Origin of the sequence: Thermomonospora curvata DSM 43183 (genome assembly GCF_000024385.1) — a bacterium.
In the GTDB taxonomy this organism is placed as follows: Bacteria; Actinomycetota; Actinomycetes; order Streptosporangiales; family Streptosporangiaceae; genus Thermomonospora; species Thermomonospora curvata.
The window spans coordinates 5,113,074-5,134,408 of the sequence record NC_013510.1; the positions used below are offsets into that span (position 1 = coordinate 5,113,074).

Annotated in this window: 15 protein-coding genes; 9 read left to right on the forward strand and 6 right to left on the reverse strand. The window is 69.6% G+C overall.

Going from position 1 to position 21,335, the window contains the following annotated elements; all coding sequences use genetic code 11:
• Window positions 1-338: 338 nt before the first annotated feature.
• Window positions 339-2,132: a sigma-70 family RNA polymerase sigma factor gene (locus TCUR_RS22195; protein WP_012854822.1), complete on the reverse strand. Its 1,794-nt coding sequence runs from the start codon at window positions 2,130-2,132 to the stop codon at window positions 339-341.
• A gap of 667 nt (window positions 2,133-2,799) precedes the next feature.
• Window positions 2,800-3,573: a nuclease-related domain-containing protein gene (locus tag TCUR_RS25180; protein WP_012854823.1), complete on the reverse strand. Its 774-nt coding sequence runs from the start codon at window positions 3,571-3,573 to the stop codon at window positions 2,800-2,802.
• A gap of 145 nt (window positions 3,574-3,718) precedes the next feature.
• On the opposite strand from TCUR_RS25180, the gene TCUR_RS22205 reads away from it, so the two are divergent.
• Together TCUR_RS22205 and TCUR_RS22210 are read left to right on the forward strand one after the other, a co-directional pair.
• Window positions 3,719-4,324, forward strand: coding sequence for a helix-turn-helix domain-containing protein (locus TCUR_RS22205; RefSeq protein WP_041440251.1), 606 nt, complete (start codon window positions 3,719-3,721; stop codon window positions 4,322-4,324).
• Complete coding sequence (locus tag TCUR_RS22210; RefSeq protein ID WP_012854825.1) at window positions 4,321-6,708, forward strand: VIT domain-containing protein; 2,388 nt, start codon at window positions 4,321-4,323, stop codon at window positions 6,706-6,708. The genes TCUR_RS22205 and TCUR_RS22210 overlap by 4 nt, the downstream gene beginning before the upstream one ends.
• 423 nt (window positions 6,709-7,131) lie before the next feature.
• Here TCUR_RS22210 and TCUR_RS25185 read toward each other — a convergent pair whose 3' ends face one another.
• From TCUR_RS25185 to TCUR_RS22225, 3 genes are all read right to left on the reverse strand, one after another.
• On the reverse strand, window positions 7,132-7,527 hold the full coding sequence (locus TCUR_RS25185) for a DUF6292 family protein (protein ID WP_148233086.1): 396 nt from the start codon (window positions 7,525-7,527) through the stop codon (window positions 7,132-7,134).
• Between the two features lie 83 nt (window positions 7,528-7,610).
• Window positions 7,611-7,946 (reverse strand): DUF6292 family protein, encoded by a 336-nt coding sequence (locus TCUR_RS22220; protein ID WP_052305588.1) that lies wholly within the window; start codon window positions 7,944-7,946, stop codon window positions 7,611-7,613.
• 269 nt (window positions 7,947-8,215) lie between these two features.
• Window positions 8,216-9,034, reverse strand: coding sequence for a GntR family transcriptional regulator (locus TCUR_RS22225; protein WP_012851145.1), 819 nt, complete (start codon window positions 9,032-9,034; stop codon window positions 8,216-8,218).
• 381 nt (window positions 9,035-9,415) lie between these two features.
• On the opposite strand from TCUR_RS22225, the gene TCUR_RS27215 reads away from it, so the two are divergent.
• Complete coding sequence (locus TCUR_RS27215; protein WP_169313049.1) at window positions 9,416-10,030, forward strand: hypothetical protein; 615 nt, start codon at window positions 9,416-9,418, stop codon at window positions 10,028-10,030.
• Window positions 10,031-10,201: 171 nt separating this feature from the next.
• Here the strand turns inward: TCUR_RS27215 and TCUR_RS22235 are convergent, their stop codons facing one another.
• Complete coding sequence (locus TCUR_RS22235; RefSeq protein ID WP_012854829.1) at window positions 10,202-11,038, reverse strand: GntR family transcriptional regulator; 837 nt, start codon at window positions 11,036-11,038, stop codon at window positions 10,202-10,204.
• A 425-nt stretch (window positions 11,039-11,463) separates the two neighbouring features.
• On the opposite strand from TCUR_RS22235, the gene TCUR_RS22240 reads away from it, so the two are divergent.
• From TCUR_RS22240 to TCUR_RS22270, 6 genes are all read left to right on the forward strand, one after another.
• A complete protein-coding gene (locus tag TCUR_RS22240; RefSeq protein ID WP_012854830.1) occupies window positions 11,464-11,685 on the forward strand; it encodes a hypothetical protein in 222 nt (73 codons plus the stop codon).
• 623 nt (window positions 11,686-12,308) lie between these two features.
• On the forward strand, window positions 12,309-12,998 hold the full coding sequence (locus TCUR_RS22245) for a GNAT family N-acetyltransferase (protein ID WP_012854831.1): 690 nt from the start codon (window positions 12,309-12,311) through the stop codon (window positions 12,996-12,998).
• Window positions 12,999-15,214: 2,216 nt separating this feature from the next.
• Complete coding sequence (locus TCUR_RS22250) at window positions 15,215-18,574, forward strand: tetratricopeptide repeat protein (protein ID WP_012854832.1); 3,360 nt, start codon at window positions 15,215-15,217, stop codon at window positions 18,572-18,574.
• Window positions 18,575-18,824: 250 nt separating this feature from the next.
• A complete protein-coding gene (locus TCUR_RS22255; protein ID WP_041440254.1) occupies window positions 18,825-19,646 on the forward strand; it encodes a Scr1 family TA system antitoxin-like transcriptional regulator in 822 nt (273 codons plus the stop codon).
• 85 nt (window positions 19,647-19,731) lie between these two features.
• A complete protein-coding gene (locus TCUR_RS22260; RefSeq protein WP_012854834.1) occupies window positions 19,732-20,124 on the forward strand; it encodes an ATP-binding protein in 393 nt (130 codons plus the stop codon).
• Window positions 20,125-20,491: 367 nt separating this feature from the next.
• The gene (locus TCUR_RS22270; RefSeq protein WP_012854836.1) at window positions 20,492-21,331 is read left to right on the forward strand and encodes a sigma factor-like helix-turn-helix DNA-binding protein; all 840 of its coding nucleotides are present in this window, start codon (window positions 20,492-20,494) and stop codon (window positions 21,329-21,331) included.
• Window positions 21,332-21,335: the final 4 nt, after the last annotated feature.

A 21,335-nucleotide genomic window follows, 5' to 3' on the forward strand; every position in this document is an offset into this window, starting at 1 on the left:
CAGCTGTCACATCAGGAACTTCAGTCCCTCCAGCAACAGCGGTTACTGCCCCCACGCAGGCCACGGCCAACTCCCTGATCGGCCAAAACATGCCGAGGAGCACGGCCCGCCGGTCTGCTGCGGGCAGTGCGCGGTCGAGCCCTGGTCAACAAGCGGTGCGGCACGCCGTCCCGTCAGGTCGCATGCGAAGGCATCGCCTTCGCGGACGATGCCGCACCCTGCGACGTCATGGGCTCAGGCACCGTCCCGGTCCTCAAGGCCACGCGTTGCAGGTGGAACAGGTGGAAAAGGCCCGGCCCGCCGCCTGTGGACGGCCGGGTCCGGCGGGTCCGGAAGACCTACTCGGGCACCGGACTGGGACCGGAGGACTGCGGCGGTTCCGGCACGGGGGGCGGCTCGGACTCCTCCGGCGGCTCGGACTCCTCCGGCGGGTCGGCGGGCGGCGGCTCGGAGGAGGGCGGGTCGGACGGCGGCGGATCGGAGGGCCGCGGCGTGGGCGCCGGGGTCGGGGGCCGGGTCGGCCCGGGCCGCTGCGGCGGGGTGCCGGGGTCGTCCGTCGGGGGCGTGCGGGGCGGTTCGGACGGCTTGGTCGGCCTGGGTCCGGGGCGGGGCCCGGCGGGGCTCTTCCGCCAGGTCACCACGACCCGCAGCCTGCCGGGCCGGAAGGTGACCACCCGCCGGCCCGTCGAGTCGGGGCGGCGGGCCACCCGCAGCCGGAGCGTGACCGACCGGCCGGCCGCCAGCCGCCCCGACGTGCTGCTCAGCCGGATCGGCCCGCCGGCGCGGGCGGACCAGTCCACCGGGCCGCCGTGCGCGGTCAGCTCGAGCGTGCCGGACGACCCGCCGCCCAGGTCCAGGTGGCGGGGCGCGACCGTCAGCGTGCCCCGGCCCGCCGGGCCGCCGGGCTTTCGGTCCGGACGCGCCGGCCCGGCGGGCGGGGACGGCAGGGCGGTGGGCGGTGCGGCCGAGTCGGTGGCGCCCAGCGGCCAGGTCGGGGACAGCCGCACCACCTTGGCGACCCCGCCCGCCGAGCCGCCGGCGCCGCCCACGTCCGCCGCGGGCGGTTCCTCCTGCGGCGAGGACCACGGGGAGGGCCCGGCGGCCTGCGGGCGGGCGGGCCGATCACCGGAACGCAGCCAGCCCACCGCGACCGCCGCCAGCGCCAGGCACACGCCCACCGCCACGGCCACGGCGACCGCCCGGCTCACCCGGCCGCCGGCCGTGGCGGCGGGGTCCGGCGCCGGCGAGTCCGGCTCCGGCAGGTCCGGCAGCGGCAGCGGCAGCGTCTCGGCCTCGCGCTGGACCGGGAAGGCCCCGTCGGTGAACTCGGCGGCCCGCGCGGCGACCGCCTCCCGGTAGGCGGCCCTCCCGGGGGCCCGCATGCGGTTTTGCACCAGGTCGCGCAGCGCGCCCGGAGGCGTGATCTCCGGCAGCAGGCGGTAGACGTTGACCGGTGTCAGGCGGTGCCGCCGCAGCTCCCCGCAGGCCGCGCACTGCGCGGCGTGCCGCAGCAGCCGCCGGCGGACCGCCGCGGGCAGCGGCAAGGCGCCCCGCCCGTCCCGCCGTTCTCGCACGATCGCGGCCGGCTCGGGGCATTCCTGTGGCCCGTGGGCGGCCAGCAGCTCGGCGGCGAGCGACTCTTCCAGGTCGGCAGCGGCGCGGGCGAGCAATGCCCGGACGTCCTGGTCGGGCAGGCCGAGCACGGAGGCCAGCTCGGGCATCGGCAGCCGGTGCAGCGTCTGCAGTTCGAGGACCTCCCGGCTGAGCAGGGGCATGCCCCACACGGCCCGCCAGGCGATGATCCGCTGGTCCGTCTCGCCCCGCCCGCCGCGATCTTTGCCGGGGAAGGGGGGAGCGGGCCCGTCCCCGGCCGCGCCCTCGGCCGCCAGGCGCGTGCATTCCCGCCTGACCAGCGCATACAGCCACGCTCCGAGCCGGTCGGGCGACTGGAGCCGGCGAATGTGCGCCTCGGCCACGATGAAGGCGTCGCACAGCGCCGCCTGGGCGGCCTCGTGGTCACCGAGCCGGAACCAGCAGTATTCGTACAGGCGCCGGCCGTAGGAGTCGTAAAGCGCACCGGGCGCCTCCGGGGCGCCCGAGCGCAGGGCCTCGACCAGGGAACGGTCATTCATGCACCCCGAAGATAGGGGTTCTGACCTCTTTTCATGCGTCAGTCGAATAGATTGACACAGCAGGTTCGAATGGTTTGACCTGCCCTTTCCTTAGGACATCACAAACGTCTATTTCGCCGGACTCTTTCATTTTCACCGGATTCGCCGAATATGACCGTCGTCGTGTGTTCCTCGGCGGCCAAGGTCCTCGTCCGGACTCAGACGGTGCGCACCCCGTGCGCCGCCTCTCATATCGGGACGACGCCCTCGCAGCGCACCTTTTCAGCGCACCGGCTCCACGGGTCGAGATGAAGTGCAGCCAGGGACGACGCGTGCCCCGAGGCGTCGCGGCACCGGGCGCCTTCGAGCCCCGGCGCTCAAGACCACGTGCCGAGCAGGCCCCGGCCACGGACGACGCGACGACCTGGGGAGACAGGCTCCGGAGCCCTGCGCCGCCACCCCCGGGATCACGTGGCGAAAGTTCTCCTCGATCCCCACTCACTCAGGCGCCCGGACCGCCGGCGCTCTCCGGCATGCACCCCGAGGCCATGGGGCCGGAAAGCCCTGACGGCGCCGGCTTTCATGCCGTCCCGGGCGAGGAGGCCGCCCGGCCGCACAGTCCCCACCCAAAGAAACAAAACGCCACAAAAGACCAACAAAAGCAATATACGGAAAATATCCCACGTCTTCAGGACAGACTTCGCGCCCGGTGCGAGAGCACGTCCAGCATCGACGGGAACATCCTTTCCGCCGCCGCCGTGATGGCCGCGACCTCGGCGCCGGTGAAGATATGCGGGCATTCCCGGATGAAACGCGGCAGCCGGGAGGAGCGCTGGAAGACCACGCCCCGGTGCTCCAGCCCGCCGCGCGGCAGGCGCGCCCCGTGCACCGCCACGATCGGCGACACCGGGATCTCCTCGCCGAGTTCGGCGCTCAGCAGTTCGGCGACCGTGTCGGCGATCTGCGCCACGGTGGCCGACAGCGCCGTTATCGGGCGCCGGCCCGCCCAGATCCGGTACCGGTCGGCCCACAGCCGGGTGCCCGGCCGCCAGTGCCGGTCGATGACCGCGTGCACCCCGGTGCGCCCGATGACCAGGTGGTCCAGGTTGGTGCCGGGCAGCTCGGGCAGCGCCCGGTCGTGCAGCACCCGGTGCCCCCGTCCCAGCCGGGCCAGCCGCCGCCCGGTCCGGCGTTCGGCCAGGGCGCCGCGCCGCCAGTCGGTGGCGGACCCGGGCCCCGGCCGGTAGCGGCAGTGCAGCGCATGCGCCAGCGCGGTCAGCACGGCCGCGCCCAGCGCGGCCTGCCGACCCGCCAGGCCCAGCGCGACCACCGCCGCCGAGCCCGCCAGCACCAGCCGGAGGAGGATCCGCTGCTGCCGGTACTCGTCCGCAAGGCGGCGGTAGCGCGCCCAGGCCGAGGCTCCGGCCCGGGAGAGGTGGTCTCCCGTCCTGCCATCGGGCACTGCCGCGCCTCCCTCTGTCCTGCCGTCCCTACAGGTCAGCGTGATGCCGGGACGGTGATCGTTCAAGGACTTCCGGCGGGTGGCGAGGACGCGCCGCCGTGAATCGACATTGACACTGTCATTATTACAGTGTCACTATCGTGGCATGGACCCCTGCTGGACGATCACCGAGCTGGCCGCCGCGGCCGCCGCCGCGCTCGGCGAGGAACCGGCACGGGTCAACCGCCGGGTCCGCGACCTGCCCAACGAGCGCCTGATCCGCTGGTACACCACGATCGGCCTGGTGGACCCGCCCTCCGGCAGGCGCGGACGCACCGCCCTGTACGGCGAGCGGCACCTGCTGCAGCTGGTCGCCGTCAAACGTCTGCAGGCCGCGGGCCGCAGCATCGCCGAGATCCAGGCCGAGCTGGCCGGCGCCCCTAACGCCGCCCTCCGCGAGATCGCCCGCCTGCCCTCCCCGCCGGACGCCCCCACACCCCGCAAGCCCGCCCCCGGACGACGGTTCTGGACACAGGCCGCCGCCGCGCCGCAGCAGGCGCCGAACGCCCCGGCGGCACAGCCGGTCGCCATGCCCGCCGTCCGGCTCGCCCCGGGAGTGACGCTGCTGCTGGAGACCGCCGAGCTCGGCCCGGCGGACCTGGCGGCCATCGGCCGGGCGGCCGAGCCGCTGCTGCGCGAGCTCCGCCGCCGGGGACTGTGCCGCCCCGACGACCCCGCCTCACCCTCCGACCCCGATGGGAGGCACCCATGACCGTCCGCATCACACCGCTGCCCGAGCAGGCGGCACCGCTGTCCGGCGCGGGCCTGGGCGCGCTGGCCACCGAGCGGGGCAACCTCCCCTTGGAGACCGTCGACGTCCGCGCCGCCATCACCGGGCTGAACGGACGCGTCGAGCTGAGCCAGGGCTTCCGCAACCCCTTCGACGTTCCGCTGGAGGCCGTCTACATCTTCCCGCTGCCGGACCGCGCCGCCGTCACCCGCATGCGGATGGAGACCGCCGACGGCACCGTGGAGGCCGCGCTCAAGGAACGCGGCCGGGCCAGGGCCGACTACCAGGAGGCCGTCGCCGCCGGGCACCGCGCCGCGCTCGCCGAAGAGGACCGGCCGGATGTGTTCACCATGCAGGTCGGCAACATCCCGCCCGGCGAGCGCGTCACCGTCCGCCTGACCCTCGACCAGCCGCTGCCGTATGAGGACGGCGCCGCCACCTTCCGTTTCCCGCTCGTCGTGGCGCCCCGCTACATCCCCGGCACCGCACTGCCGGACGAGCGGGCCGGGGACGGGATCGCCGCCGACACCGACGCGGTGCCGGACGCCTCCCGCATCAGCCCGCCCGTCCTGCTGCCCGGCTTTCCCGATCCGGTGCGGCTGTCCCTGGAAGCGGACATCGACCCCGCCGGGTTCCCGCTCGGGGAGATCCGCTCCAGCCTGCACGTGGTGGCCGCCGACACCCGCGGCTCCGGGCGCACCACGGTGCGGCTGCAGCCCGGGGAACGGCTCGACCGCGACTTCGTGCTGCGTCTGGCCTACGGCCGCCCGGAGCAGGCCGCCGCCTCCGTGACGCTGACCCCCGACGCCGAAGGCGAATCCGGGACGTTCACCCTCACCGTGCTGCCGCCGTCCGAGCGGTGCGCGCCCCGGCCGCGCGATGTGGTCATCCTGCTGGACCGCTCGGGCAGCATGCACGGCTGGAAGATGGTGGCGGCCCGCCGCGCCGCGGCCCGCATCGTGGACACCCTGACCGGACGGGACCGCTTCGCGGTGCTGTCGTTCGACGACATGGTCGAGCGGCCCGCCGGGCTGGACGGCGGGCTCAGCCCGGCCACCGACCGCAACCGGTTCCGCGCCGTGGAGCACCTGGCCGGGCTGCAGGCGCGCGGCGGCACCGAACTGGCGGCCCCGCTCCGGGAGGGCGCCGCCCTGCTGGACGACGCGGGCCGCGACCGGGTGCTGGTGCTGATCACCGACGGGCAGGTGGGGAACGAGGACCAGCTCCTGGCCCTCATCGACCCCTTCCTGAACGGCCTGCGGATCCACGCGGTCGGCATCGACCAGGCGGTCAACGCCGGTTTCCTGGGACGGCTCGCCACCGCCGGGCAGGGGCGGCTGGAACTGGTGGAGTCCGAAGACCGGCTGGATGAGGCGATGGAGCACATCCACCACCGCATCAACGCCCCGCTGCTGACCGGCCTGTCCCTGGAATGGTCCGGGGTGCGCGTCGAGCCCGGCACGCTCACCCCGCCCCGGCCGGGCGCCGTCTTCCCCGGCGTCCCCCTGGTGGTGGCGGGCCGCTACCTGCGCGCCGCCGACGACTGCTCCCTGACCGTCCGCGCCGTGACCGGCGAAGGCGCCCCCTGGCAGTGCCGGGCCGTCGTCTCCCGCACCGAGGCCGGCGCCGCCACCTCCGTCTGGGCCCGCGCCCACCTGCGGGATCTGGAGGACCGCTACGCCGTCACCGGCGGGCGCGACCTGGAGCAGCAGATCGTGGAGACCTCGCTGCGCTTCGGCGTGCTGTGCCGCTTCACCGCCTTCGTCGCCATCGACGACCGGACCGTCGCCGGCGACCCCGCCCACCGGGTCGTGCAGCCCGTCGAGTCACCCGCCGGCTGGCCGCCCCCGGCCCCGCCCGTGGCCGCGGCCTCCTCGCACGCGATGCCCGCCATGCCCATGGCCGCCCCTGCCGGCCCGCTCCCCCCGCCTCCCGCCGGTCCCGCTCCCCTCGCCACACCGCCGAGGGGCCTGCCGCCCCGGCTGCGGCGCCCCCGCGGACCCGCCCCCAGCCCGTCCGTTGCGGCCCCGTCCGCGCCCCGCCCGTCGCCCGTCCCCGCCCTGGTCCGGCAGGAGCTGAACCGCCTGCAAGAGCTGGCCGCCGCCGCCCGCCCCGAGCGCCGCCGCCACCTGTCCGACCTGCGCACCAGGCTGCTCGGCCTCGCCCAGCACGCCCGCTCCGACGGCCTGCCCGCCGACCGCCTGACCGCCCTGGCCGACGCCCTGCAGGCCGCCGACGACCCCGCCCAGCAGTCCCGCCTGGACGAGCTGTGGACCCTCGCCGTCGGGGAACTGACCGCCTTCCTCGACGAGCACACCGCCACCCCGAAGCCACCCCGCCGCCCGTTCTGGAAGAAACCCTCCTGACGGCTTCCGCCTGTGAACGAGTCTTTTCACCATGGGCCTTCAAAGCGCCGGGAATGGAGTCCCAGGAGCATCCGGCATTGCATCGTCCCAGGTCACGGCATCCTCCCTGACCGCGGCGCACCTGCCTGATCGCGCGGAGGCGGCAGGTGGGGAAAATTCTGAGGGCGTACCGGGTCAACGCTCCGGTACGCCCTCGTCCGTGGCCGTCTGGGCGCACATGGCTCTATCGTCAGGCGGAACCGCGTCGCAGGCTCCCCTGTGTCCTGGAGAGGAAGACTTCATCCCCGTCTGGGCGGATCCGGACGGCGCACCGGCCAGGACAGTCGTCATTTCCGCCCGCAGGCGGTCCCTGTGGACAGCGGACGTAAGCGGCCCTGCGGACTCTCGCGTTCGTCGATGCGCCTCGGGCAACCAGCCAGGGGATCACAGGTCCAGTCCGTAGATCTCCCTTACGCGCGCCCGGAGGTAGTCCTCAAAGCCGTCACGAGTGTCGGTGTGCCGCCGGTAGACGACCCTCGGCCCGCCGGCACCGGCCAGGAAACGCCGCACCGCCTCCTGCGGGTCGGGCAGCAGCCCGCCTCCCAGGTAGACGGCATCGGCCAGTTCGGTGCGCTCACCCTGTCGGCCCTTGACGAACCGACCCGCTCGCAGGCCCGTCTCCTCGTCCCATACCAGGGCCTCGGGCAACCCGACCGACCGCCGCAGAACGATGGTGGCGTCCCTGGGGTCCTGCGGATCCTGCCAGGCGGCCAAGATGCGGACGTCCCGACCGGCGAGCGCATCCATCAGCGCGGTGGTATAGGGCGCACTGCGGTTCACGAAGGGATCAGGATGGCACTGGAGTCGGTCCCAGCCGGGCATGGCGCGAGCTCCTCTCTTCAGGCTCCCGACGTCATCGGGCCCTACCGGACGGCGGCCTCCGCCAGAGCAGCCCCAGTGATCTGCTCCACCGACCCCCTGGTGAAGTCGCGGACCCGCTGCGCCAATTCAACCACTGCAAGCCGCGGCCCGCCCTCGAACCGGACCGTATCGTGGAGCACGGTCCGCACGCCCTGCCGGCCGGAGACGAAGACGCCCAGCCGCCAGCCGTCCCACTCGTCCCAGACCAGGGCCCATCCGCCGAGCCTGATCGTCGCGTCGATCGGGTCGCAGGGGTCCATCCAGCTCTCGATGACGGTGAGGCCCGCCTCCTTCAGCGCGGTGACGGCCTTTTCGATGTACGGACGGAAGGCGTCCACCTTCGGGTCCGGGTGAGGGGCGGGGTATCCCTGCGACTTACCTGATCTATGCATCAATTGTTCCTTGTGTTGTTGGTGTTGCTATTGGGACGAAGCCTGCACCGCCGACCGTCGCGGCGCAAGGGCATTCGCGATCTTCGTATCAAGGTTTGACGAGGCCGTGGACCTCAGGAGCGGCCCGTCGGGGTGCATACCCCTCTCACCTGGGATTCCTCATGCCTCCGCCGCCGCGTCCTGCATCCTCGGCCGGCTGTCCGGGCTTCCGGCCTTCATGAGCCTTCCAGTACGGATGGGGGCACCTTGCCGGCGTAAAAGCGGATCTTGTTGCTGCGCGGCCGGTAGACCGTGACGGTCAGCCGGAAGGGCTTGCCGTCCTGGTCGTAGGCGGTGCGGGAGTGCTCGATCACGGCCAGGCTGTCGCGGGAGAGACCGAAGAACTCCGCCTCATCGCGGTGCGGGGGCCGGGCGTCGAACTCATCCAGGTAGCCGACCTGCACGAAACCGAGCTCGGCCAGGTAGGCCACATGCCCTTGCTCGATGTCCTCCCCGTTCAGCAGCAGGGGAGCTTTGAGGGCCAGTTCCAGGGTGAAGTAGGAGTACTGCAGGGAGTTGGGCTCCCCGTCGATGAAGCGCCGCTGCTTGCGCTGCACGATCTGCACCCGCTGGTCCGGGGGGAGCCCGAAGGCCTCCAGCTGCCAGGGCTCGGCCGGGCCGACGGTGACCTCCGGCAGGTCCCAGGTGGCCTGAAAGCCCTGGCGTTCGGCCTCCTGCCGAAACGCCCGGCCCTCCCCGCCGCCCATCCGGGATTCGGCCGGCACCTGCGGCATGTCCAGTTCCCGGTCGTTGAGGGTGATGGTCAGCGGTCTGCGGCGGGGCAGCACGAAGGTGCCCTCCCGGGGGCGGGTCTGGACCCGGCCGCTTTTGCGCAGCTCGCTGAGGGCGTCTTTGACCGTGCTCGTGGAGACCTTCCACCTGGCCGCCAGTTCGCTTTCGGTGGGCAGCCGGTCACCGGCCTTGAGCGTGCCTTCCTCGATCTGCCGTTGCAGGTCTTTGGCGATCTGGAGGTACTTGGGCAGGGCGTCCGCCATGATCAACTCTCATTCCCATCAGAGGTATGAGATCCAATAAGGAAACTAGTTCCTCTGGTCAGGTTTTGCCCACTTGGTTGGTGGCTACACCCTTGATAGGTAACGGAGGGGATGTGACCAGTGAGTAGTTTCATAGGCTCGCAGCATACCGAAGAGCTCACCCCCATGAGTGGCTATCAGAGCAGGCTCCACTACCGGTCGAGCCGACCGGCCCCGTCCGGGTCCTCCGACGGGTTCCGGCCCCACGTGCTCTGGGGCGACCAGGGAGAACGAGCCATGCAGGCGCAACGGCCGGCCGCCGTCCACTGGCCCGCGTCCGAAACGCGGCCTCACCCGGTCGTGATGGTGAGCCCCACCCTCCCGGAACCGTCCGACGACCGCGTGACCACACATGTGCGCGGTGCCCTGGCGCAGATCATGCGGAACGCGTTCGAGAACGCGGGCATCGCCTGGGATTCGTGCCTGACCTCCCCGCGGGGGAACGCCCGCATCGTGGTGCCGCCCCTGCAGACGCGGTACGAGTGCCTGGCGAAGCCCCTGATGGACGCACTGCTGGCCGAGGTGAGCGACTACAACGAACTGCACAGCGAGGCGGCTCGGCTGTACCTGCGCACGGCCGTCCACATGGGCAGCGTGAGCTTCGACATGCCCTTCGGACAGGTGGAACCCCACGGCCGCACCGTCGAGGAGACCGCCGCGCTCGCCGACGCCGACGAATTCGTGGCGGCCTGCCTGGAGTCGGCCGCGGAGGTGGGGTTCATCGTCTCCCACCACTTCTACGAGCAGGTGATCCAGCGCTCGGGGAACCGGTACCGGCTGGAGATGTGCCGTCCCCTGGAGGTCACCTGGTACGAGGGGCCGCTGCCGGCCTGGACCTCCTTTCGGCCCTGGTCCTCACTGCACCCGAAAACCCACCCGGCCCAGGCCTCCCACCAGCGCACCGCCCGGCGGCGAGAGGGCACCGGCCACCGTCTCGCCGACGTGACCAGGATCTAACGGAGCCCATCAGGGCGGAAACGGATCAGCGAGGCCCAAATGGCGAAGGTCGCTGCGCGAGAGGGAAACCGATACGCCCTCGAACCATTCCCGTCCCCGAGGGCGGCCTCGAACGTCTCCGTTCAGTCGAGAGTCACCACCCCACGGCACAGCCGGAGCATGTCCCGCCCATCACGGACGGGCCCCGTCGGCTCGGGCTGCATCCCCCTCGTCGTTCCCCGTCGCACCGCCCCTCTTCGAGAAGTGCAGCGGCGGTACCTCTCCGACCTCGATGTACAGCTCGTTCCGGTCGGCGGGATAAATCGTGTTGGTCAGCCGAATGGGCTTGCCGTCCTGACCGTAGGCGATGCGGTCGTGCACGATCACCGTGCTGCCGCTGTCCGGGAGATTGAAGAAGGACGCCTCGTAGGCGTTGGGCACCCTGGCGGTGATCTTGTCTCGGTAGCCCACCTGCTCGATGCCCAGCTTCTCCCGCAGATAGGTGACCACGCCCTCGACGATGTCCTCGGCGTCGATCAGGCGTTCCGCGCCTTTGGTCACGAAGGCCATCGGGTACCAGGAGGTCTGCAGGGACCAGGGGCGGCCGTCGATGCGGCGCTCCTGGTGGCGGATCACCACCCGGTCCCCCTCGTTGATGCCCAGCGCCCAGGCCACCAGCTTGTCGGCCTTCTGGATCTCCACCCTGGGGTCGCTGACCTCGGCCTTGCGCCCCTGCAGCTTGGCTTCGAAACGGTAGGCCTCGCTCTCGCTGGTCTCCCTGTTCACCGAGGTCAAGGTGAGCGCGAAGGGCTCGACCGACTTGAGAACGAACGTGCCGCGCCCCGGCGAGGTGTACACCAGCCCGCGCCCGATGAGCAGCTTGATCGCATCCCGGATGGTGTTGCGCGAGGCGTTGTACTCGTTCATGAGCTCCACCTCGGTGGGCAGCTGCTCCCCCTCGGAGAACTCGCCCTGGTCGATCCGACGGATCAGCTCTTCGGCGATCCGCCGGAAGCGAGGCGCCGCCATCGTCGTCTCCTCTCCGCCATCCGTCACGGCGTATGCGACGAGGTTCACGCCGGACGCCGCACCCGGCCCGCCCGAACGAGAACGACCCCGGCGCCCGCCTCGGTCGACTTCAACGCCCACAAAGTCAACGATCACTACTTATCCGAAAGATCACCATGAACTCGTTGATCCATTCAAGGGGATCGCACTTCCAATAGGGATGGTTCGCAAGACACCGACCGACGTACGCCCCGGACGCATCCGAACGGTGAACCTTTTCAACACGCCGTCCGCACCGTTCGAGACGAGTGCACCGCAGTAGCGGACGCCATCGGGGCTCTTGTCCGCTGCGCATCGGTTCACGCGTTGAAAAAGGTTCAATCCCGACCTGTAGCCCGCGCCACCAGACCCCCCACCTGGGGAGGAGCATCGACAAGGAGCCGTCCATGGGAATCGCCATCGTCATCATCCTGAGCGCCGTCGGCCTCTTCCTTGGGTACCTGATCTACCTGGTGCACTTCGCCATCGTCAGCAGGAAGGACGTGCTGACGCCCACCGTGGATGGGATCTGGTTCGGTCAGGCCCGTCGCGCTGCGGGTGTGTTCGTCATGAAGCGCAAGTGGACGACTTTGCCCGGCGGCGTCGCCGAAAAGCCCCGCTCTGAGTGAGCGGCAAAGGGCACGCGCCTCGACGCACACTTCCAGCGAGCCTTTTCCGCACGCCGTCCTCGCAGGTCGCATGCAGGGACGTCCAGTCGGGGACGGTGCCGTGGCCTGCAACGTCAAGCCCTTAGAGACCACGGGGACGCCGGCCCGGCCCTCCGAGACCACGTATCGGAAAAGGCTGAATCCGCCGCATCGTGGAAACCGCACGAGTCGTCGGGGCGCCCGCCCGCGACCGGAGGACGCGCAGACAGGAGGGGACACCCGGCCCGGCGTTCCGCCCATACAAGATCGTCTCAAACCGGCCGGCGCCTCGGAAACATCCCCTCTTCAACATCCACGATGATCGCAGTACCGTGATCGTATATGACACATCGCATACGACCATGACCACGATCCCCCGGCGGGACGACGCCGTCCGGTCGGCCGATCACCGAAGCGAGCTCGATCCCGAGATTCAGGATGCACCACCGAGTCACCCGCGGTGCGCAACGAAGCGATCAGGAAGGCGGAACCTTACAACGGCATCCCTCCCATGCCGATGGCCCCGGACGTTCCCGGCATGGAGGCCGTCAACCTCCGTTCTCCGAGCCCCTCCAGACCTGAACCAGTTTTCCAGCCCAGGAGAAATGCCCAAAGCGATATACAAGATACACCGCGCCACCCCGCAGGACCTGAACACCATCATCCAGCTCATCGACGAAGCCTCCAAATGGCTGCGCCTCAAGGGCACCGATCAATGGGCTCGCCCCTGGCCCGACGCGGAATCCCGAAGACAACGGATTCTCGACGGCATGCGGAACGGGATCACCTGGATCGTCCGGGACGGCGACGACACGGTGGCCACCATCTCCATGACCTCCGTCGGCAATCCGCTGCTGTGGAGCCCCGAAGAACGCCGTGAACCCGCCGTCTACCTGCACCGCCTGGTCGTCAGCCGCAAGTACGCGGGTCAAGGGGTGGGAGCCGCGCTCCTGGAATGGGCCGCTCAGCAGGGCCGGATCAGGTACGGCGCCGAGATCGTCCGGATCGACGTATGGCAGGACAATCTGGCTCTGCATTCCTACTACCGGCGGCTGGGCTTCAAATCACCGAGCGGCACGGACGAGACCGAAGTTAGGGTCCGGGACAAAAATTTCTGGCCGTCCGGAGCCGTCTTCCAGCGTGACATCTCGAATACCACAGCTCACCACATAAGCCAACGCATCATCTTCATACCGGAGCCGCAGAACTCCTCGCCCTTCGAAATCTCCAGACACAGATACGACACCCCGTTTTCTGCGTTCGCCCTGCGAACCGCCACCGCATCACCGTGGTAGACCACAGCGAATCTGAGCCTTCTCACCATGCGGCATCATCCGCCGAAAGCGAAACTCCCGCGGCGCCGGCACCGACACCACGCCGCCCCAGACTACGGCGCTTCCTCTGATCATGACACCCCACTCCAACCCGCATAGACGTCACATCACAAAAACTTTCTTCAAAGCCCACACCACACTGAGGTTTGCTCAGCATTTCGGTGCCCTGGGAGCGGTGGCAACGCCGGGGCCGGGGTACAGTCCCCGGACCTTTTCGACACGTGCCCCAAGAAGCCGGGACGGGCCTCGTTGGTGTCCGGTACAGCGCCATCCCAGTTCACGGCATCGTCCCTGGCTGGGACGTCCTCCATCTCGGCTCGCGGAGACAGCGTGTTGAAAAGACCCCTGGTAAGAGCACAGACGGGACGTCAGGCCGCGGCTCACGGCCGGATGTGAGGAGAGGGCCGTCAGGGTCGGCCGCCGCGCCATGGCTCTGGCGAGGCATCACGCTGTGAGGCAGGCTCGTATCCGCTGAGTGCGCGTTTGGTAGGTGATCGTGAAATGTATGCCTGCCGAGCGGGGGATAAGACACCCGCCTTACCCTTCGGAGCCGACCGATGAGCGGCAGACACCCACCGGACCATTCTGCCACCGGAACACTGGGATGGCTGCAGGGAAAAGTACGCACGCCGCGACATCGCTAGGTGTGATCGCATCCCTGGACCAGGCCGATTGCCCTTGGTGGTATCGGCCGCACGACTTCCCGTCCGGGTAGACGGCCTACTGGCATGCCCGCCACTGGGAAACCCAGGGCGTCACCCACGTTCTGCGCCGACACTTGCGCACCCGGCACGACCGCGATGCCGCCCCTTCAACAGCGGTCACAGGGCTCCAAGGCCGCCAGCACCGCCGGCCCGGACCCTTGCAGCCATGAGGACACCAGGAAGATCAATGGGCGCAAACGCTTCATCCTTACCGGCATCTCGGCCTGCTGATGGCGGTGATGATTCGAACGGCCGGTGTGCAAGACCGTGCCGGGGCCATCCCGCTGCTGTCGGGGCTGTCTCCGGCCTCCTCGTGCCGGGCGGTGTTCGCCGACCAAGGACTTTCCGGGCATCTGGTGGCCTGGGCTGCACGGGTGCCGGGCATGGTGGTGCGTATCGTGGCCAACCCGCCGGCCAGTGCGGGTTCGTCGTGCAACTCCGCCGCTGGGTGGTCGAACCCACCTTCGGCTGGGTGATGCCGCACCACCGCCTGGCCCACGGATTGTGAGCAGGTCCCGGCGATGGCAGAGGCGTTGATCCGCTAAGCCGCCTTCGACCAGACGGCCCGTACCCATCACCTGCTACCACCCCGCCCACCGTGCAGGCTGCCGCCCAGCGGAGCACGTCCAGCGACCGAAACAATCACCTGCCAAACAGGCATCAAGACCGAAAGACCGGACGCCTCGGGAGGTGCGGCGCAGCTTCGTGTCCCTGCCGCCGGACTCCGACGTCCCGCTCGAAGACGTCTCCCGCCTGGTCTGCCACAACAGCAGCCAGGCGACGGAACCGCCTACCGCAAGCAGATCTGGCCTGTTCTGCTGCCCGGCGCCCAGGCGATGGACCGTCTTCTCCGGGGGGCCGCTAACGCCTCAGACAGCCCATGACCAGGGGCTCAGCCACCCAGTTAGTCACCCACCTGTTAGCAAGAGGCCCCTTGCGAAGATCGCAAGGGGCCTCTGAGCTGGGAGCCGCCTGTCGGAATCGAACCGACGACCTATTCATTACGAGCCAATCGAGCGGTGTCCGCTCTGGTCCATATCCGTCCGCTGATCTGCTGTCGAGCCTCCGAACCGTCCACCTGCGTCCGCCGTTGTCCGGGGCTGTTGTTAGCACTGGCGTTAGCAAGTGGGGGCGCCCGCCGTATCCGGCTTTTCCGGTGGCAAGGGGATCCGGAGCGCAGGGCCGGTCACGGCCCGAGCACCGGAAGCTCCGCGGCAGCTCCTTGGCCGCAACCGTCGTGGTGATCGTTTCGCGCTTCCGCCGGTTGTCTTTCGGCTGCTTGCTTGGTCGTCAGGGAGCGGTGGTCGTCTTGTCGTTGGCGTGTTCGCGGGGTTGAGTGGGTGGCGCGGGTGGGCTGGGGTGGTGTGTTTGGCCGGTTACGGCCTGGCGGTCTTCGTTGGTTTTTACTGCTGCAAGGGGTGGGCTTGGGGGAACCTTGCAGGTATGGATGGTGCTGGGCGTTGGCGGCCGTTCATGTTCTTGCTGTTGACGGTGGCGGCGGGGGTGGTGACGGCGGTGGTGCCGCTGCTGCCGTCGTCATGGCCCCTGGTGGTGCGGCTGGTGTTGAGCGTGGTGGCGGCCATCGCAGCGGGGGCGGCAGGCTCCTACGTCAGTGAGTGGCTGAACGCACGACGCGCCCTCAAAGCAAGTCGGGCCGCCGCCATAGCGGAGGAGGCTGGGCGGCGGAAGGCACTGGAGGAGAACCGTAATCCGGCGGAGGCCGATGAGAGCCCGGCGGCGTTGCTGCGGCCCACACGGGGTGTGGTGCCGTTTGCGGGGCGGGCTGATGAGTTGAAGCTGCTGCGGGAGTGGTGTGAGGACGGGTCGGCGTGCCCGGTGTGGCTGCTGACCGGGCCCGGTGGTGTGGGCAAGACCCGGTTGGCGTTGGAGCTGGTCGAGGAGCTGCGGGCGGCCGGATGGCAGTGCGAGACCGACATCGCGGCGGGTCGTGAGGCTGAGCAGCTCGGCCGTGCTCGCGAGCTGGGCAGGCGGTGTTTGCTGGTGGTCGACTACGCCGAGACCCGCCCGGAGTTGGCGGCGATGCTGGCGGAGGCGGCCCGGCTGGAGGCCGCGGGGGACTGCGGGGATGTGCGGGTGTTGCTGGTGGCGCGGCGGGCCGGGGAGTGGTGGGAGACCCTCGGCTCGGAAGTGCCCGCGGTGCGGGGGCTGGTGGAGCGCGCCGGGCGCTGTGATCTGAAGCCCGCGCTGACACAGGATCAAAGCGATGAGCAAGTGGTGTTGGATGCGGTGCCGGCGTTCGCGGCGGCGCTGGGCATCACGCCGGTCCCGAAGGTGTCGGTGACGATCCCCGAGGGAACAGGGCGGTTGCCGGTGCTGGTACTGCACGCCGCCGCGCTGGTGGCCGTGCTGGACGCCCGACAGGAAGGCGGCGGGGTGCGGGCGGTGGCCGAGCTGGGGGTGTTGGATCGGCTGCTCGGGCATGAGAAGCGGCTGTGGCGCCAGTCTGCGCAGGTAAAAGGGTTGAACGCCGAGCTGGTTCTGCTGGAGCGGGTGGTGGCGGCGCTGGCGTTGCTGGGCGCGGCTGATGAGGCCGATGCCCGCACGGTGCTCAGGCGGGTGCCGGATCTGGCCGAGGCCAATGCCGAGCGGCTGGGCCGGTTCGCCCGCTGGGCGCGGGAGCTGTATCCGGGAACGGGGTCGGCGTGGCTGGAGCCGTTGCGGCCCGACCTGCTGGCCGAGCGGCACGTGACCGACCAACTGCACGCCAGCCCTGAATTGGCCCGTGCTTGTTTGACGGGGCTGGAGGAGGAACGGGCGGTGCGGGCGTTGACCGTGCTGACCCGGGCTTGTGCCCACCACCGGCATGCGTCTGGGGTGATCGAGGCGGCGTTGCGGGCCGACCTGAACGCTTTGGCCCCCGCGGCGATCGTGGTCGCCGTTCAGACCGGCACCCGCCTGGGCGACCTCCTCGCCACCGTCTTGGCCGATGTCCCGGCCGAACTGGATGATCTCCAGCGGATCGCCGACATGATCCCCTACCCCACCGTCGCCTTGGCCACCGCCGCCGCCACAGTGACCCGCAGGATCCGTGATCTTCTGCCTCCCGACACTGACCCGGCTCAAAGGGCCCGCTGGAGCCATCGACTTGCCACCGTCCTAGCCCAACTCGGTCGACAAGAGGAGGCTCTGGAGGCCATCACCGAAGCCGTGAATCTCTACCGGACCCTGGTCCAGGAACGTCCTGACGCCTTCCTGCCCGACCTGGCCATGTCGTTGAACAACCAATCCACCTGTCTGGCGGACATGGGGCGGAGGGAGGAGGCTCTGGAGGCCATCACCGAAGCCGTGAATCTCTACCGGACCCTGGTCCAGGAACGTCCTGACGCCTTCCTGCCCGACCTGGCCAGCTCGTTGAACAACCAATCCACCTGTCTGGCGAACATGGGGCGGAGGGAGGAGGCTCTGGAGGCCATCACCGAAGCCGTGAATCTCTACCGGACCCTGGTCCAGGAACGTCCTGACGCCTTCCTGCCCGACCTGGCCAGCTCGTTGAACAACCAATCCAACCGCCTGGCGGACATGGGGCGGAGGGAGGAGGCTCTGGAGGCCATCACCGAAGCCGTGAATCTCTACCGGACCCTGGTCCAGGAACGTCCTGACGCCTTCCTGCCCGACCTGGCCATGTCGTTGAACAACCAATCCAACCGCCTGGCGGACATGGGGCGGAGGGAGGAGGCTCTGGAGGCCATCACCGAAGCCGTGAATCTCTACCGGACCCTGGTCCAGGAACGTCCTGACGCCTTCCTGCCCGACCTGGCCAGCTCGTTGAACAACCAATCCACCTGTCTGGCGAACATGGGGCGGAGGGAGGAGGCTCTGGAGGCCATCACCGAAGCCGTGAATCTCTACCGGACCCTGGTCCAGGAACGTCCTGACGCCTTCCTGCCCGACCTGGCCGGCTCGTTGAACAACCAATCCACCTGTCTGGCGAACATGGGGCGGAGGGAGGAGGCTCTGGAGGCCATCACCGAAGCCGTCCAGATCCGCCGGACCCTGGTCCAGGAACGTCCTGACGCCTTCCTGCCCGACCTGGCCGGCTCGTTGAACAACCAATCCAACTGTCTGGCGAACATGGGGCGGAGGGAGGAGGCTCTGGAGGCCATCACCGAAGCCGTCCAGATCCGCCGGACCCTGGTCCAGGAACGTCCTGACGCCTTCCTGCCCGACCTGGCCGGCTCGTTGAACAACCAATCCAACTGTCTGGCGAACATGGGGCGGAGGGAGGAGGCTCTGGAGGCCATCACCGAAGCCGTCCAGATCCGCCGGACCCTGGTCCAGGAACGTCCTGACGCCTTCCTGCCCGACCTGGCCGGCTCGTTGAACAACCAATCCACCTGTCTGGCGAACATGGGGCGGAGGGAGGAGGCTCTGGAGGCCATCACCGAAGCCGTGAATCTCTACCGGACCCTGGTCCAGGAACGTCCTGACGCCTTCCTGCCCGACCTGGCCATGTCGTTGAACAACCAATCCACCTGTCTGGCGAACATGGGGCGGAGGGAGGAGGCTCTGGAGGCCATCACCGAAGCCGTGAATCTCTACCGGACCCTGGTCCAGGAACGTCCTGACGCCTTCCTGCCCAACCTGGCCACGAGCTTGACTGTCTTGGGCAAGATGCTGCTCAACTTGGACCAGGTCGGCGAGGCCACGCGCTCCCTCGTTGAAGGGCTCACCATTGCCACAGAGCGTGAGATGACCGATCTGCGCCGCGTCTGCATCACCTTCCTCCAGCAGGCCCGTGCGCACGATGCCGACGCTTTCACCTCCGCATGGAGGCAGGCCACAGGTCAAGAGCCTCCACCGCGGCTTCAATAGGACTCGGCATTGCGCCGGTCGGCCGGGGCGGGATCGGCCCGCAAGAGGCCGCATGCCCGGCCCGGCCAGGCCGGCTCTGTCCGCGCCAGCGGGCGGCTTGAAGACGTAGAGAAAGTTCTCATCGGCCGACCCTTGGTTTCACGGAACCGTAGGTCAGGGCTCAGTTGAACGGTCTGTGCGGTGCGCGGGTTCGTGTGGATCGATGTGAGCCGGCTGGGTGCTGGGTGTGGGGGTGGTAGAACGCTCGGTTATGGGTGCGGACCGGATTGTGGCACTTGGGCGGGAGCTTCGGCGGTTGCGGGCGGCTGCCGGGTTGTCGGGGGCGGAGTTGGCTCGGCGGGCGGGGGTGCCTCAGCCGACGGTGTCTCGGGTGGAGACGGGGCGGCGGGTTGCGGATCCTGAGGTAGTGGTCCGGCTGCTCGGCGTTCTGGGGCTGGAGGCTGCCGAGTTCGAGCGGTTGGCCGCCGAGGTACGGGGGGCATACGCCGAGTCGGCGGCTCCTCGGGTGGATGCGGGGGTGTCGTTCCGGCAGGGGACAGCGGTGGAGCGAGCGCTGTCGGCTTCACTGGTGCGGTCGTTTGAGTCGGTGGCGGTGCCTTACCTGCTGCGGACGGCCGGCTATGACCGGGCGGCCGGGATGGTCGTGCTGGGTGAGGGCGGGGTGGATCGGGCCGCGGTGCTCGGTGATCAGGGACGGCACTTCACGTTCGTGATCTGTGAAGGGGTGTTGCGGACGTGGCCGGGGTCGGGGGCGTGCATGCCGGAGCAGCTCGCTCACCTGGTGGAAGTCGCTGGACGGGCGAACGTGCGCCTAGGGGTGGTGCCTGCCGGGACCGTCGTGGGCTCGGAGCGGTGCGGGGTGCCGCTGCATGGGTTCACGATCTATGACGACTCGGCGGTGACGGTGGAGACGTTCACCCGTGAGCTGACACTGACCGCAGAGGCCGACGTTCGGGCGTATGTGGAGGTCTTCGAAGGGTTCGCCCGGTCGGCGGTGTTCGGGGATGAGGCGGTGGCGCTGGTGGAACGGGCCGCTCGGGATCTTGGAAAGATCCTAGGATCTATTCACTGAACGTATTGAATAGCCCCCTAGATCTGTCATACGCTGCGCTTCTCCAGGGGTGTGTAGCCCCCTAGACGCATGGGTGGTGATGCGTATGACGCGCTGGTGCCGGCTGTTCGACGGCACGCCTGAGGCCGTGGGGTTGGCGCGGAAGTTCGCCCGGCTGGTGCTGGCGGATCACGTGCTGGCCGATGCGGTCGAACTGGTGGTCAGTGAGTTGGCCACGAACGCCATCGAGCACACCGAAAGCGGGCAGCCGGGCGGGCTGTTCGTGGTGGAGCTGGAGGTCTTCGCCGATCACGTCGAGGTGGCCGTGATCGACATGGGCTCAGACAGTCGTCCCGTGCTGGTGGGGGACGATCCAGCGGATGAGGCGGCGCTCAGCGGGCGCGGGTTGCACATCGTGCGGGCGCTGTCGAAGGAGTGGGGCTGTGAGCCGGTACGAGTCGGGCTGCGGGTGTGGGCCGACGTCGTGGGTGAGGCGTGATGGGGCGGCACTCCCGGGGGCGCAGGCGGGCGCACCGCTGTTCCAGTGAGAAGCCGTGCGAGGTCTGCCGGGCCGCGGATGTGCGGGTGTGGACGGCGGAAGAGTTCGCGCGTAATCGGGCCGCGGTGCGGGCGATGGCTCGGCTGGCGCAGCTTCATGCGGGGCTGTTGCGGACGCTGTATCTGGAGGAGCTTCGCCGTGAGGGCCTCGGGGACGGGTCCGAGGGGGAAGGCGGCGGTCTGTGAGCGGTCCGCCGATTCCTCGGCGTCGGCGGCGGCTGCGGGCGGTGAGCGCGGCGACGGGCATGGAGGTTTCCCGCTTGATGTCTAGAGTCCTAGACTCGCTGCGGGAAGCGAGAGAAGGTGTCATGCCCGGCGAGGTTGAGCGCATCGCGCAGATAGAAGACCCGTACGAGCTGCTGCGGGCGGCCACGGAACGTCTGGCCGAGGCTCAGCAGGAGGTCACGGAGCTGGCGCGGTTGCGGCGGCGGGTGATTCAAGAACTGCACGCGCAAGGGTTGTCGTATGCGCAGATCGCCCAGGCGGCGGGGCTGAGCCGAGGGCGGATTCACCAGATCCGGCACACCGGCCCGGCGCCCGAGGGGGCGTTCCTGGGGTCGGGTGAGGTCACGGTGGTCACGCCGCTGCGGCCCGACCCGGCCAGTGACCGGACGTATGTGGCGCTGGATGACCTGACCACGGGCAAGCGGCTGGAAGAACTGGCGCGCACCTTTGATCTGTCGGTCGGCTATGACCATGTGCCGCTGTCGGGTGAGTTCGATCTGAACCGGCCCGGGCTGCTGGTGATCTGCGGGCCTCGGATGTCGGCGGCCATGCGGGAGGTCTACGCCAAAGATCCGGTCTTGGAGTGGGACCGGGACGAAGCCGGGTGGCTGCTGCGCGACAGGCGGACCGGGCGGGAGTTCCGCAGCGGGCAGGAAGAGGACCCGCCTCGGCCTTATGACGTGGGCTATCTGGGGCGGCTGCCCCGGCCGGACGGCAACGGGTCGCTGTTGGCCATCGCGGGCATCCATCCGGAAGGGTCGCTTGGGGTGGTGCACCTGCTGACCACCGACATCGGCTCCCTGTGGGGGCAGGTCGGCACCGAGTGCTTCTCGGTGGTGGTGGGGACCGAGTACGACCCGGCCACCCATGAACCGGTCCGGACCGAGCTGCTGACGCCCATCTACCGGCACGACGAAGCCTGAGGAG